Annotated in this window: 11 protein-coding genes; 9 read left to right on the plus strand and 2 right to left on the minus strand. The window is 65.6% G+C overall.

Annotated features, from left to right (window positions below):
• Positions 1 to 7: 7 nt before the first annotated feature.
• Together N536_RS0120435 and N536_RS42255 are read right to left on the minus strand one after the other, a co-directional pair.
• Positions 8 to 1,477 carry an endo-1,4-beta-xylanase gene (locus N536_RS0120435; RefSeq protein ID WP_064751569.1) on the minus strand — a complete coding sequence of 490 codons (1,470 nt, stop codon included), beginning with the start codon at positions 1,475 to 1,477 and terminating at the stop codon, positions 8 to 10.
• Between the two features lie 300 nt (positions 1,478 to 1,777).
• Positions 1,778 to 2,224 (minus strand): hypothetical protein, encoded by a 447-nt coding sequence (locus N536_RS42255; protein ID WP_155948664.1) that lies wholly within the window; start codon positions 2,222 to 2,224, stop codon positions 1,778 to 1,780.
• Between the two features lie 198 nt (positions 2,225 to 2,422).
• Here N536_RS42255 and N536_RS38995 point away from each other — a divergent pair, with 198 nt between their 5' ends.
• The 9 genes from N536_RS38995 to N536_RS0120490 are packed head-to-tail and all read left to right on the plus strand — an operon-like array spanning position 2,423 to position 13,151.
• Positions 2,423 to 3,979, plus strand: a complete 1,557-nt coding sequence (locus N536_RS38995) for a polysaccharide biosynthesis tyrosine autokinase (RefSeq protein WP_064751570.1) — start codon at positions 2,423 to 2,425, stop codon at positions 3,977 to 3,979.
• Positions 3,980 to 4,022: 43 nt separating this feature from the next.
• Complete coding sequence (locus N536_RS0120455) at positions 4,023 to 5,234, plus strand: alpha/beta fold hydrolase (protein WP_051574639.1); 1,212 nt, start codon at positions 4,023 to 4,025, stop codon at positions 5,232 to 5,234.
• Positions 5,231 to 5,947: a YveK family protein gene (locus N536_RS0120460; protein WP_155948665.1), complete on the plus strand. Its 717-nt coding sequence runs from the start codon at positions 5,231 to 5,233 to the stop codon at positions 5,945 to 5,947. Before N536_RS0120455 ends, N536_RS0120460 begins: the two co-directional genes overlap by 4 nt.
• The gene (locus N536_RS39000) at positions 5,926 to 7,218 is read left to right on the plus strand and encodes a lipase family protein (protein WP_051574640.1); all 1,293 of its coding nucleotides are present in this window, start codon (positions 5,926 to 5,928) and stop codon (positions 7,216 to 7,218) included. The genes N536_RS0120460 and N536_RS39000 overlap by 22 nt, the downstream gene beginning before the upstream one ends.
• A 49-nt stretch (positions 7,219 to 7,267) precedes the next feature.
• The gene (locus N536_RS0120470) at positions 7,268 to 8,482 is read left to right on the plus strand and encodes a lipase family protein (RefSeq protein ID WP_036437089.1); all 1,215 of its coding nucleotides are present in this window, start codon (positions 7,268 to 7,270) and stop codon (positions 8,480 to 8,482) included.
• On the plus strand, positions 8,469 to 9,374 hold the full coding sequence (locus N536_RS0120475) for a sialate O-acetylesterase (protein WP_029115317.1): 906 nt from the start codon (positions 8,469 to 8,471) through the stop codon (positions 9,372 to 9,374). The genes N536_RS0120470 and N536_RS0120475 overlap by 14 nt, the downstream gene beginning before the upstream one ends.
• 2 nt (positions 9,375 to 9,376) lie before the next feature.
• Positions 9,377 to 10,654, plus strand: a complete 1,278-nt coding sequence (locus N536_RS39005; RefSeq protein ID WP_051574641.1) for a lipase family protein — start codon at positions 9,377 to 9,379, stop codon at positions 10,652 to 10,654.
• A complete protein-coding gene (locus N536_RS0120485) occupies positions 10,654 to 11,919 on the plus strand; it encodes an acyltransferase (RefSeq protein WP_029115318.1) in 1,266 nt (421 codons plus the stop codon). The genes N536_RS39005 and N536_RS0120485 overlap by 1 nt, the downstream gene beginning before the upstream one ends.
• Positions 11,919 to 13,151: an alpha/beta fold hydrolase gene (locus N536_RS0120490; RefSeq protein ID WP_029115319.1), complete on the plus strand. Its 1,233-nt coding sequence runs from the start codon at positions 11,919 to 11,921 to the stop codon at positions 13,149 to 13,151. The genes N536_RS0120485 and N536_RS0120490 overlap by 1 nt, the downstream gene beginning before the upstream one ends.
• The last annotated feature ends 229 nt before the right edge of the window (positions 13,152 to 13,380 follow it).

The raw sequence follows: 13,380 nt of genomic DNA on the forward strand, positions 1-13,380 counted from the left end.
CTGCGCCTCAGGTGAATACGACCGTGGGACCGATCCACGGCTGCCAGGTGATGTAACCGTGTTCGAACGTCACCTTTACGTTCCAGCCCTCGTGCACCTCGTCGGTCACCGCGAGGCCGAGCTGCGGCGTCCAGGCGACCACGATGCCACCACCGATCGCGTGCGCTCCCGTGGCTGGTGACCACCACACCCGCATGCCCGCGGGCGTTTCCATGTCCTGGTAGCCGTCCTTGAACGGCGTCTTCGGTACCACGCCGAATTGGCGGGCCTTCTCGGCGACCGGATTCGGCGATGCGATGATCCCGGTCGAGGTCTCGTACAGCGTGCTGTTGGTGCGTGCCTGCGCCCACACCGTCGGTATGGCGCGGAACACGGGACTGAGCACCTCGCCGTAGGACGGCTCCGTGATCGCCCTGAAGCGTTGGTATTCAGGGGATTTCGGGATACCGGCCGCGATGGCAGTCTTCATGGCCTGCTGAGCGGGCTTGGGGGTCCAGTCGGTCCGGAACACGCCGAACACTTCCTCGAGGTTGGTGCTTCCGGTAGCCCGGTCCCGCGTGGTGTGGATCATGATGGGCCCGGCGTACGGCATCTCCTGCCACTTGGTCATCAAGTCGGAGATGAACGCCGCCTGGCCGGCCTCGTCGGTCGCCGTCATCGGCTCGCCGTACTCGGTGGCCCAGATCTTCTTGCTGCCATCACCGTTGGCGAGCATGATCTTGCGCATCGCGATCGCCTGGTCCATGGGTGAGTTGGCGATCGCGTACCCGTCGGAGAACTTCAATGAGTAGTGGTAGGGATGAAACGAGACGGCGTCCATGTAGTTCTTGGCGCCCGCGGTGTACATCTGCTGAAGGAACGTGACGGGGTTCATCAGCCATGTGCCCCAGTCGATCACCGAGCCGAGCACGCCCCCTATCACCGTGGCGCTCGAATCTGCCTTCTTGATCTTGGGATAGGCTGCCTTGAGTAGCTCGGTGTAGCCGGCAGGGTCGGGAGCCGGCGCGAAGAACTGCGCCCCGTTGGGCTCATTCCAGACTTCGTAGGCCGAAACCTTCCCCTTGTAGCGCGCGGCCACCTTCGCGCAGAAGTCGGCGTACTGCGCCGGCGATGCAGGCCGACCGGTGATCGGCGGCAGGTTCGGTGCGACGGCCCATGCGGGTGTCGCATTGATGATGCCGATGACGGCCATGTTCTTGGCTGCCGCGGCGTTCACGGTGCGGTCGACGGCCGACCAGTCGAACTGGTTCTGCACCTGCTCGACGCCTGCCCACGGAATCATCAGCCGAACCGATTTGACGTTGGTTGCCAGCATCTGGTCCAGGGTCTTCTTCACGTCGGCGTCCGACATGAAGTACATGTCCGGGTCGTGAAAACCGACGGTGGTCGGCAATGGCGTTATGCGTGCCGATTCGGTCACGGTGACCACGCGTGGCCGGAGGGATGGAAGCCCCAACCAGATCGCGGCCAACGTCATCACGCCGACGGTGAAGCTCGCGACCAGTGTCTGGAGGATTCGACGGCGCGTAGGGCGTCTGCGTCCCCGCACGGGTCACCTCAGGCTTTCTGGGCAGAACCCGCTTCGACTACATCGGCATGTGAACCGAATGCGAGTATGCCGCGTCGTGGAGTGCTTGCCCGGCGGCTCAACGGGCGTGTCGCAATCTGGGGTGATCTTGATGCGGACGCGGCATCGGCGGTGTCTGCGACGTCAGCAGCAACACGAGTTCCGTCGCCCGATTGGTCGTCAGGGGGTTGCGGGCGACGTTCAGCCGATTCACAGACAATCGAAGCCGGCGTTCTGTCCCGCAAAGTGGCGACGAGCCAGTTGAAAGCATGCGAGATGCTCTCCGAAACCCCACAGCAAACCGAAGATCGTGACCTCGGAAATTGTCCAGTTGATGAATTCGCCAGGGTCAGTGGCCTGGTCCACGTGACGATAAGGGGCGCGCCGGACGCCGGAATCAAGATTGTCGACCGCTTTTCGAGCTGATGAATCCGCGCTGGCGTGCGCCGGTGGACGACCGCCGAGGGCAGGCGCTTCAGCAGCAAACGGAAGGTAGAGGTGCACTTGGAAGTCGGGGGAGTGCCCCGAAAACGAGAAACCCGATCGGTGCGGCCAAACCCCGTGCCAACCACTGGTGGTCGCGCTTGTCCACACGCATCCGACGATCGGCATTGCCCTAGTGCCGATGACGGACAGTGAATTTTCTCCGCCGGGCATGGCAAGCAGGGCAACGATCGAACACGCGACTACAATGGCGATGTCAGTTACCCGTTGTGAATGCGTCCGCGTCGCCGATCTTGCGTAATCTATACTCGGCGGCGAGTTCGCTGAATGCAACTGCCCGCGCTGAGCCAGCGGTGTGCTTTGTGTTGCTCGGGCAGCTATGGTTAGTAAGTTGCGGCAAACTACGAGCGAATGGAGATCCCGTTGGCAATCGGGGATTACCTACGGACTTTTCGACGCTTCTGGTGGCTCATCGTAGTCGCTACCGCGGTCGGGGCTGCCATCGGTTACGGCACCACCTTCATGAGCACGCCGCAGTACCAGTCGACCGCCCGGCTGTTCGTCACGACGCAGAGCGGCACCTCTGTCGGCGACGCCTACCAAAACAATCTGTTCTCGCAGGAAAGGGTCGTGTCCTACGCAGGATTGGCGACCAGCGAGCAGGTGGCTGCACGTGCCGTCGACCAACTCAAGATGCCCATCACCCCGGACGAGTTGCGGTCGAAGATCACCGCGACGCCGTTGCCGAAGACGGTCCTGCTCGACATCAGCGTGACCGATACCGACCCGGTTCGGGCGCAGACCTATGCGAACGCGGTCGCCGATCAGCTCGTACAGCTGGTCAGCGAACTCGAGACATCGCGCCGCGGCGGCACACCAGCCGCCGGTGCGATCTTGCTGGACGACGCCAACTACCCGACTTCACCCGCGGGCCTGTCTTTGCTGACTCTGGTCGCACTCGGTGCCGTCGGCGGTTTCATCGTCGGCGTGTTGATCGCGGTGTCGATCGGGGCGCTGGACAACAGGCTGCGCGCCCGCGACAAGGTCGAGGCGGTCACCCGCTCCAATGCGCTCGGGGCCTTGGTCGCCGATCCGCACAGATCCGACGTGTCGGTCGCCAACCTCGCGGCGGGCGGACTCGCGGCCGAGCGGCTGCGTGAACTCCGGACCAATCTCCAATTCGCCCGCACCCGCGCGGGAGAACGCCCAACCGTCATCGCGGTCACCAGCCCATCGAACGGCGACGGGCGCACCACGACGGCCATCGACCTCGCGGCCACCTTCGCCGAGGCGGGCCGCTCGGTCGTGCTGGTCGAGGGCGACTTCGTCAACCCCGTGCTGGTGGATCGCCTCGCGCTGTCCGAGGCCGAACGCGTTCGAGCGGTGCAGCGCGGTCTGGGTACCGCGCTTGCCGGCGACCACGACGTCCTGGCAGCGGTGATCGATTCCGCCGGTGGTGCACCGTTCGCGCTGCTGCCCGCGGGCCCGTCCGCGTCGACGCGTCGACGGCTGTGGGGCGACGATGCGGCGGGTCAGGTGATCGAGACGCTGCGGCAGGGTTACGAGTACGTCATCATCGACACTCCGCCGTTGAACGCGACGTCCGACGGCGCGGTCAGCGCCGCGCTCGGCGACGGCGCGATCGTGCTCGCGCGCATCGACCACACCACCACGAAGGCTCTGCGCTCGGCCCTCCAGGTACTCGAGGCGGCCAACGCCGAGTTCATCGGAACCGTCGTGACGTGCGAACCGGGTCACAAGCGCGAACTGTCCAAGCAGTCCGGCGATGCGCCGGCCCCGGCCGTCGCGCCGCGGGAAAAGAACCAAAAGTCCGCGCCGGAGGTTCCCGCCAAGGAAGGCCGCGAGGGCGCACCCGCCCAAGGCGGTACCAACGGCGACGCGACGACAGAGGCGATCAATCAGGCAGGGGCGCATCGCATGTCGGGCGTGAAGCACGAAAGTCGGTGACCTGGTGGCCGTCTGGCGGTTTCTATCTTGCGCGGTAGCGACCGTGACGCTCGTCTCGGCATGCGGGCCCGCCGCGCCGACTGCTGCGCCTCCTCAGGCTGAGGACGCGTCGTCGACGGTCAAGACCTTCGAGCCACCGTTCGGCGGTGCCGTCGAGCTCGGCCCGCCCAATCTCGCCGACGACGGACCGGGTTCGTTGGTGTCGGTCGAGGTGATGCATGGCAACGAGGAACTCGAAGACGCCAACGCCACCTATGCCCGCATCGTCTACCGCTCCACGTCGGGAATCGACGACGCACCCACGGAGGTTTCGGGTGTCGTGGCGGTTCCGCCCGGTCAGCCCCCGAAGGGCGGTTGGCCCATCATCTCGTTCGGCCATGGCACGACGGGCGTCCTCAACAAGTGCGCTCCGAGCCGGTTCCCCACTCTCCCGGGCAACGGCTTCATGATGCAGGCGATGGTCCTGAACGGCTTCGCCGTCACGATGACGGATTACCAGGGACTCGGCGTGCCGGGTTACTACCATCCCTTCCTCGACGCAAAGACGTTCGGCAACAACATGATCGACGCCGTGCGCGCAGCCAGGCGGATCGGCGCCGACCTCAGCAACCAATGGGTGGCGTTCGGCCATTCCCTCGGTGGCATGGCGGCATGGGCCGCAGCGGACCGAGCGGACACCTACGGTCAGGGCCTCGACCTGAAGGGCACCTTGTCCATGGCCCCGGCCGCCGACATGGCAGGAATGGCCGACGCGGCGTGGGATGGCACCCTGACCGCCGACCAACGGGTGGCGATGGTCTTCGCCTTGCAGTCGCTGTCGTGGTCACATCCCGAGCTGGACTTGAACAAGTACCGGCGCGGCTATACCGCCGAGCACTGGGACGAACTGTTGGACTGCCTGCCGCCCAACCTCGACGACATCCTCAGGGTGCGTTCGAAGATGCTGAATTCCGATCTGAAACCGGAAACGCCCGCGGACCGGGACCGCTTGCGCGACATGCTCGCACAGATGGCGCTGCCGCTGAACAAACTCACCACGCCGTTGATGGTGGTCTACGGCACCGAGGACACCTTGGTGAACCTGGCGTGGTTCGAGCAGGCGCTGTCACGGGCGTGCGCTCAAGGAGACCGCATTCAGATCGAGAAGAGCATCGGTCAAGGGCACAGCGATCTCGACAGCACCTACGGCCTGCCGTGGTTGCGCGATCGCCTTACGGGGCAGGCGATTCCGAACTCCTGTCCGGGTGGGACGTGAGGCCGCCCGTCGGCGCTCCGCGCGGGCGGGACTATCTGCGCATGCTCGCGCGCGGATGGGTCCTGATTCTCTGCGCGACCGTGCTTTCCGCCCTCTCGGCGGTAGCCGTCGACCGCTATCTTCAAGATCCCGTCTACGTGGCCTCCACGCAGTTGTTCGCACTGGTACCAGGAGACGCTCAAACGCACGCGGCGTATGAGGGCAACCGCGCCGCATCCGTCAGGATCGACACCTACAAACAACTCGCCACTTCGACGATGGTGACCCTGCGGACGATCGATGAACTCGGGCTCACCGAGTCGTCCGAGGAGTTGGCGAAGCGCATCACGGTCACATCTGTGCCGGACACGTTGTCGCAGTTCTCGTTTCCGATGTCCGGGCTGCTCAACGTCCAGGTCAGTGGTAGCGATCCGGGCCGCACCGTCGACGTCGCCAACGCCGTCGCACGCAACCTCTCCGCCGCGACGCAGGAACTGGAGTGGAACGGTTCCGAGTCCGGTCCTGCGCTGGTAATCGTCGACGAAGCGAAGTCGGCGGCCCAGGCGCGCCAGCCCTTGCTCTATAGCGCCGGGATAGGTGCCGCATGGGGTATCGCGCTCAGCTGCGTCGCCGTCCTGGCGATGGGTATCGCCCGCGACAGGATTCTGAGTAGCGCCCAGCTCGCGGTCGTCGCGCAGGAGACGGGCAACGCATGGACGGACGGGCCGGCGTGATCACGGGCCGGTCGACCCTTGGCTTCCTTGCCGCCGTCGCCGTCTGCGTGCCGGTGCTCGGGGGCTGCGCGCGGCCACAGCCGCCCAGTCCGCCACCGTCCAACAGCGAGTCGAGCATGTCGGGCGTGCCGGTGGAGGCGGACATGTCCGGTTCCGGACCCGGCACGCTGAAGTCGGCCGCCACGCTGCCGACGGTCGATCGCCGCATTCTCAAGGTCACGTCCTTGGCTGCCCGCGTGGTCTACGAGTCGACGTCCGGGATCGATGGAAGTCCACAGCTCGTGTCGGGCTCGGTCTTCGTGCCGAAGGGAAACCCCCCGCCGGGCGGTTGGCCGGTCATCGCGATGGGACACGGGACGACGGGCATTCAACATGACTGTGGACCTTCCCAGTGGCCGAGTCTGCTTGGCGCAGCCGAGCCGGTGGCAACGCTGGTGAACAACGGCTTTCTGGTCACGCTCCCGGATTATCAAGGCCTCGGCATGGACGGGACCTATCACCCGTATCTGGACTCGACGACCGTCGGCTACAACATGATCGACGCCGTCCGCGCGGCACACAAGGTCGTCCCGACCGCTTCGAACCGGTGGTTGGCCGTCGGCTCGTCGCAGGGTGGGCAGGCGTCGTGGGCAGCGAATGAGTTGGCCGGAGCGTACGGAACTGGTCTCGATCTCGTTGGCGCGGCGAGTGTGTCGCCTGCCGCCGACGTGGCCGGACTCGCTGACGCCGCGGCCGCGGGCACCCTCACCTTGGAGCAGGCGTCGGCGCTGCAGTGGGTACTGGTCGCGCTCAAGGAAGAGCATCCGGACCTCGACCTCGACCAGTACCGACGTGGCATCGTCGCCGAGAAGTGGGACGTGCTGTCGGCATGTGCCGGTCCGCTCGTCGCCGAGCGCACGGACATCGCCAAACAGGTGACCCCCGACGATCTGCGGCCGGCGACCCCCGATGCGGTCAACCGGCTACGCGACTACCTGACGCAGATGAGCCTGCCGAAGACGCGCACCGCGGCGCCGATGCTGATCCTCTACGGCGAACTCGACAAGGTGGTGTCGCCCCCGTGGACGGACGCTGCCGTGCGTCGAGCATGCGAACTCGGGGACGTCGTCGAGGCGTACCTGGTGCCCAATAGGGGGCACGACGACATCGACGGATCCCTCGCTCTCGGCTGGATCCAGCAGCGCTTCGCCGGCGTGGAGGCGCACAACTCCTGCGACGTCGAAGACGGACCGACGCTGCGACTGAGCCCCAAACAGTGGTACGAGGAATGACAACGGACTTCAACAGGCCCGGTGGCGGGTGACACGTCGAAAGATTCTCATGGTTGCCGTGCCGGTCCTGATAGTGGTCATCGTCGTGGTCCTGGCGTCGTTGACCGTCGGTCGCCCGGCCCTTGACCGGCTGGTGTCGGGTTCTCGGTCGGACGACTCGAAGATCGGGGACCCCATTGCCACGGCCGATCTGAGCGGAACCGGCCCCGGCTCGCTGGTGAGTGCCACGACCATGGACGACTATTCGCGCACGAACTACGGACGGGCGGTCCGCTCGGCGCGAGTCGTCTACCGTTCCACGTCGGGTGACGACGGCTCACCCTCGGTGGTGTCCGGGACCGTGTTCACGCCGTTGGGCGAGCCACCCGCCGGCGGATGGCCGATCGTCTCCTTCGGACACGGCACGCTGGGCTGGCAGGAACCGTGCGGCCCATCGCTGTCGGCGACCCTGCTGGGGCAGGCGCCCGTCATCGACGGATTCACCCAGCGCGGGTACGCCGTCGTGATGGCCGACTACCAGGGCCTGGGATCGCCCGGTGTTCACCCCTACAGTGACGCAAAGACCGCCGGGCTCAACATGATCGACGCCGTGCGGGCACTGCGGCACACGTTCGACGGAGTTTCGGACCGATGGGCCGCACTCGGCGGATCCCAGGGTGGGGGAGCCGCCTGGGCGGCCAACGAACAGGCCGCCATCTACGCGCCCGAACTCAAGTTGGTTGGTGCCGTTGGGCTTTCACCGGCTGCCGACGTGACAGGGCTGGTGAACAAGGCCGTGGCAGGCACTCTGACGGAAGATCAGGCGCCGGTGATGCAGGCGATCCTGTACTCGCTCTCACGCCTGCACCCCGACCTCGACCTCGACCTCTATCGGCACGGTGCGGCGATCCGCTACTGGGACGTACTGGCCTCGTGCGGTGGACCTGAAGTGCATGCGCGCACGGCGGCCGCGAAGAAGCTGGGCCCTCGGGACTTCACGCCGAGCACTCCAGAGGCGGCTGACCGACTCCGCAAGCTGCTGGCCCGGTGGGCGCTGCCCCAACGCAAACTGTCTGCGCCGTTGTACCTCGCATTCGGCGCCAAGGACACCTTCATCGACCCGGCCTGGACCATCGCGGCGATCAAGCGTGCCTGCGCACTCGGTGGGAACGTGTCATGGCAAGAGGACCCGACCGCCGGCCACGGGGATATCGACTGGGCCGGCCCCCTGGCATGGATGGACGCCCGGTTCGAGGGGAAGCCCGCGGTCAATGAGTGCCCGTAGGAATAGGAATCCCGATGGGGACAGTCCACTCGGGCGGCGGCTGCTGATCGAGGCGAAGTGCATCGTCAAGCGACGCATCGCCAAGCCAGGCATCTCGGTGGCCAAGCCCGAACTGCCCTATCTCGTGGTACCGATCCTCGGCCAGTCCAACGCGTTCGGGATGGGGCTCGGGCTGGACCCCACGGGGCTCGACCGTCCACACCCCTTGGTCCACCAGTGGGCCATGTGCGGGCCTTCGAAGGGGACCGTGGTCGCGGGCGTCGACCCGCTGTTGCACGAAATCCCTTGCAAGAGGGTCGGCTTCGGTGTCACCTTCGCCAAGCGGTTGGCCGACGAAACCGGCAGGGCGGTATTGCTCATCCCTGGCGCCCGTGGCGACACGTCCTTCACCCCGAAGAACGGCTACACGTGGGACGGCAGCGACACCTCGACCAGGGTCAACCTCTACCGGCAAGCCATTGCTGCCATCGATGCCGCGCTCGACCGGTATCCGGGCAGTCATGTGGCGGCGGTTCTCTGGCACCAGGGCGAGACCGACGTACCGCTGATGTCGGCTCCGGCATACCAGGACAAGCTCGACACTCTGATCGACGCGTTGCGTGAGCGATATGGCAGCGAAACGCCGTTCATCCTCGGTCAGATGGTGCCCGAGGAGATGGAGCGCAGCCACAAGGATTACTCCGGAATCGACGCGGTACATCAGGACACGCCAAATCGCCGGCAGCGCACGGCATTTGCCCCCGGACCCCGGTCGGCATTCAACAGCGACGCCGATCGGCACTACAGCGCCGCTGGTCAACGGGAGCTCGCGGAACGGATGTGGGCGGCATACTGCGCAATGTGTCCCGCCGAGCTTGCCCAATACCGGGCCGTCGGCGAACGGAAGGGCTAGTGATGCGCGGTGGCGCTCTGCTTGCATGCCTGCTGTCGGCGGCATTGATCGTGACGGGGTGCGGTCAGCGCGCCCCAGTGGAACCGAAGCCGCCTCCTCCGGCGGAGGGAATGTCGCTGCCCGGTCAGTACGGCGGCCAGGATCCCGGTTCGTTGATCTCTGCGAAGGACATGCCCACGGTCGATCGGCGACTCAGCGGGGCATCGTCGATTGCGGCGCGGATCAGCTATATGTCGATATCCGGCATCGACGGCAGCCGGCAGGAAGTGACCGGAACGGTCTTCGCGCCCAAGGGCACGCCACCCGATGGTGGCTGGCCGATCATCGCCTACGGTCACCCCACCACCGGCATCCGGTCGGAGTGCGCGCCCTCGCTCGACCCCATGCTCCTCGGTCTTTCGAGCACGGTGACGGGCTTGGTAAAGGCGGGCTTCGTCGTCGCGATGTCGGACTATCAAGGTCTGGGACTGGACCGCACCTATCACCCGTATCTGGATTCCACGACCGAGGGCTACAACCTGATCGATTCGGTGCGGGCAGCGCGCAAACTCGTACCCGACACCTCCAACCGTTGGGCCGCGTTCGGTGGCTCCCAAGGCGGTCAGGCTGCGTGGGCCGCGAACGAGCTGGCCGCCGAGTACGCCGGGGACCTGGAACTGGTCGGGTCGGCCAGTTATTCCGCGCCCCTTGCCATCGACGGTTTCGCCGATGCTGCGATCGACGGGACCCTTGGGCCGGAGCAAAGGGTTGCCCTGTTGCAGATTCTGGCGTCCCTCGCCGAGGAGTCGCCGGACTTCAGGCTCGACGACTACCGCAGCGGTCTGGCACGGGAGAAGCAGGACGTTTTCCTTGCGTGCAAGGGACAGGAAGCTACAGAAAGCGCAAACCTAGCGAAGAACTTGTCGAGTGACGATTTGAAGCCTGCGGACCCACAAGCTGCGGATTCGCTTCGAGCGCGACTCCAAGAGATGTCTTTGCCCCACCTCCCAGCTACCGCGCCGATCTTGGTCGTCTATGGTGGTCAGGACCAACTCGTTCCGCCGACGTGGACTGACCGCGTGTTGGACGAGGCCTGCCGGAAGGGGGACACCATTCAAATCGAGCTGCAAGTCGATAGGGGACACGCCGACGTAGACGGCGGATCAGCGTTCCCGTGGTTGAATGCACGGTTTGCTGGAGATCCAGCTCGCAACGACTGCCCCGCGTTCATCGGGCCGACCGAGCCGCCTGCGGCGCCCGAGGCGACCGATGGTCCCGAGGCATCCGAGGCGCCTGAGTAATGACTCAAGTGTCGTCTCTCGTTTCCCCCAAGGAAGCCGTCACGGCATCGAGGACCCGAATCATCGGTCTCGATGGTGCGCGCGGTCTATCCTGCCTCGGCGTCGCGATCATGCACATCGGCGGTCACTATTCGCCGAACACGGCATCCGAGTACCGGACCAATCTGTTCGGAACGGGCCTGATCTTTTTCTACGTCCTCAGTGGATTCCTGTTGTTCCTGCCCTACCTGCGGAACCTCGTGGCCGATCGGGAGGCAGCCAGGTCTCCGAGCGTGAAGAACTTCGCGATCCACCGGCTCGCCCGCATCATGCCGGGCTACCTGGTCATCTTCCTGCTCTGCAACTACGTCTTCAGCGTGGCCTACGTCCAGAATGCCGCCATACAGGCCCCACGAACCGATGACGGCACCGGAACTATCACCGACGTGTGGCAGCTTCTGGCCAACCTGACCCTGCTTCAGTCCTATGTGCCGAAGTACTTCCAGACCGGCCTGAATCCCTCGTGGTCGTTGACTCTGGAATTTGCCTTCTACGCGTCATTGCCCGCACTCGGTGCGCTGTTGTTCATGCTGCGCAGACGGACGTCGATGCCCCCATTCGGTATTGCACTCGTCGCGCCCGGGTTGCTGCTCGTCATCGGGTTCGTCGGCAAGTTGCTCGTGCCATTGCTGATGGCGCATTTCCACGTGACGGATCCGCTATTGGTGGACTGGGGACCCAATTGGGTCGCGGTATTCCTCCGGAGTTTCGTCGCCAGCGCCGACAACTTCGCGTTCGGAATGCTTGCCGCCGTCGTCGTGGTGGCGATCGAACGGCGGATGCTGCCCGAGTCGGTCAGCCGCCGCGTGCGGATGGCCTCGATGATCGCCGTGCTGCCCGCGGGGCTGCTGTGCGCGGTGCTGCTCGCCTCGGGCGGAGTGCCGGCGCTGTTCGGCGTCAGTGGGGTCGCGCTGTTGGCTGGACTGGCGATTCTCGTCATCGTGGTGCCCTTGATCCGAGGCGAGACTTCGCACATTGCAAACCTGTTGGAAACTGCGCCCTTTCGATTCGTCGGTAAGATCTCCCTGTCGGCATACCTATGGCATTTCCCGGTGATGTTGCTTCTCGGTCGTGCAGGCCTGATGGCAAGTGACACGCTCAGCGGGTTGTTGTGGAACGTGGCGATCGGCCTCACCGCGGCGATACTGATTTCCACGGTGACGTACTACGCCGTGGAACGGCCCGCGGTGAACTGGGCGAGACGATATCGGTACGGGATGACGTGATGCAGAAGTCGCTGCGGGGGGTCGTGCTGACGCTGACCACCGCGGTCGGCGTCATCTTGTTGGCTGCATCGCTGCCCATCTCCTGGACCATGGTCAACGGGCTGCTCGGATCGATCACGAGATCCGGGTCGCAAGCCGTGCCGATTCAATCCGCCGACCTCACCGGGGCGGGACCGGGATCGCTGGTGAGCGCAATGACCATGCCTGGCTTGGCCGCATCGTCGAACGGCCTCCACCTGCAAGCGGCGCGGGTGGTGTACCGGTCGACGTCCGGTGACGGCGGATCGCCCACCGTCGTGTCGGGCAGCGTCTTCGTCCCACTGGGCGCCGCGCCGTCGGGCGGCTGGCCTGTCGTCGCGTTCGGGCATGGCACCACCGGTATCGACGAAGAATGTGCGCCGTCCACGTCCGACTCCCTGATGGGGATGTCCGGCGTGGTGGCGGGGCTTGCCGGCAAGGGCTTCGCGGTCGTGATGCCGGACTACGAGGGTCTCGGTACGCCGGGCGTGCACCCGTACACCGACGCGCGGACGGCTGGACTCAACATGATCGACGCGGTTCGTGCGCTGCGTTCCACCTTCAAGAACGTCTCAGCGCGGTGGGCGGCGATAGGACACTCGCAAGGCGGCGCGGCCGCGTGGGCGGCGGATGAACGCGCCCGCGAGTATGCCCCCGAGCTCGACCTCGTCGGCGCGGCGGCATTGGCGCCCGCCGCCGACGTCACCAAACTCGTCGACAAGGCGCAGGCGGGCACCCTGACGCCGGATCAGACGCTGGCGTTCGTGCTGGTCGTCGAATCGCTCGCACGCCGGTTCCCCGATGTGAACCGTGACGACTACCGGCATGGGGCCGCACGGCGATCTTGGGACGTGCTCAGCGCTTGTGCCGGACCGCTGGTCGATCGGCGGGCCGAGGCGGCAGTGGGCCTGGTGCCTGCCGACGTCGCACCGGACACGCCGGTCGCGGCGGCGCGGGCACGCGAACTGCTTCACCGCTGGGCGCTACCTCAGCAGGCGCTGTCAGCGCCCATGTACGTCGTGTACGGCACCAGCGACACCCTCATCGACGCGCAATGGACCACCGATGCCATCGCAAGGGCATGCGCGCTGGGCGGCACGATCGACTGGGACCTACAACCGGGCAAGGGGCACGGGGACATCGACTTCACCCAGGCTCTGTCGTGGATCGCGGACCGATTCACCGGCACGCCGGTGACGAACGAATGCCGATGAACGGTTGCCTTGCGTTGAAGGCTTGTTGAGCGGTCGGGTCGTCATCGTGCGGAGACGATTCGGAACGTTTGTCAGCCGGCGATATCGCCCGTCGCGCGCCCTGCGCATATTTCACCGATGATTGTCCGACGGACCGGTGTCGACCGTCCGGCTGGTCGCATCGCGGCGCTACCGATAGTCGTTACACGGATGGGACTTCGTTTACACCTATCCATTTAGCCTCCTCGCG

The organism is Mycobacterium sp. URHB0044, assembly GCF_000620625.1.
Lineage (GTDB): Bacteria > Actinomycetota > Actinomycetes > Mycobacteriales > Mycobacteriaceae > Mycobacterium.

Bases quoted from the DNA above. Each gene is read 5' to 3' on its own strand.
- N536_RS0120435 (WP_064751569.1), bottom strand. From the start codon at position 1,477: ATGACGTTGGCCGCGATCTGGTTGGGGCTTCCATCCCTCCGGCCACGC.
- N536_RS42255 (WP_155948664.1), bottom strand. From the start codon at position 2,224: ATGCCCGGCGGAGAAAATTCACTGTCCGTCATCGGCACTAGGGCAATG.
- N536_RS38995 (WP_064751570.1), top strand. From the start codon at position 2,423: ATGGAGATCCCGTTGGCAATCGGGGATTACCTACGGACTTTTCGACGC.
- N536_RS39000 (WP_051574640.1), top strand. From the start codon at position 5,926: ATGGACGGACGGGCCGGCGTGATCACGGGCCGGTCGACCCTTGGCTTC.
- N536_RS0120470 (WP_036437089.1), top strand. From the start codon at position 7,268: ATGGTTGCCGTGCCGGTCCTGATAGTGGTCATCGTCGTGGTCCTGGCG.
- N536_RS0120475 (WP_029115317.1), top strand. From the start codon at position 8,469: ATGAGTGCCCGTAGGAATAGGAATCCCGATGGGGACAGTCCACTCGGG.
- N536_RS39005 (WP_051574641.1), top strand. From the start codon at position 9,377: ATGCGCGGTGGCGCTCTGCTTGCATGCCTGCTGTCGGCGGCATTGATC.
- N536_RS0120485 (WP_029115318.1), top strand. From the start codon at position 10,654: ATGACTCAAGTGTCGTCTCTCGTTTCCCCCAAGGAAGCCGTCACGGCA.
- N536_RS0120490 (WP_029115319.1), top strand. From the start codon at position 11,919: ATGCAGAAGTCGCTGCGGGGGGTCGTGCTGACGCTGACCACCGCGGTC.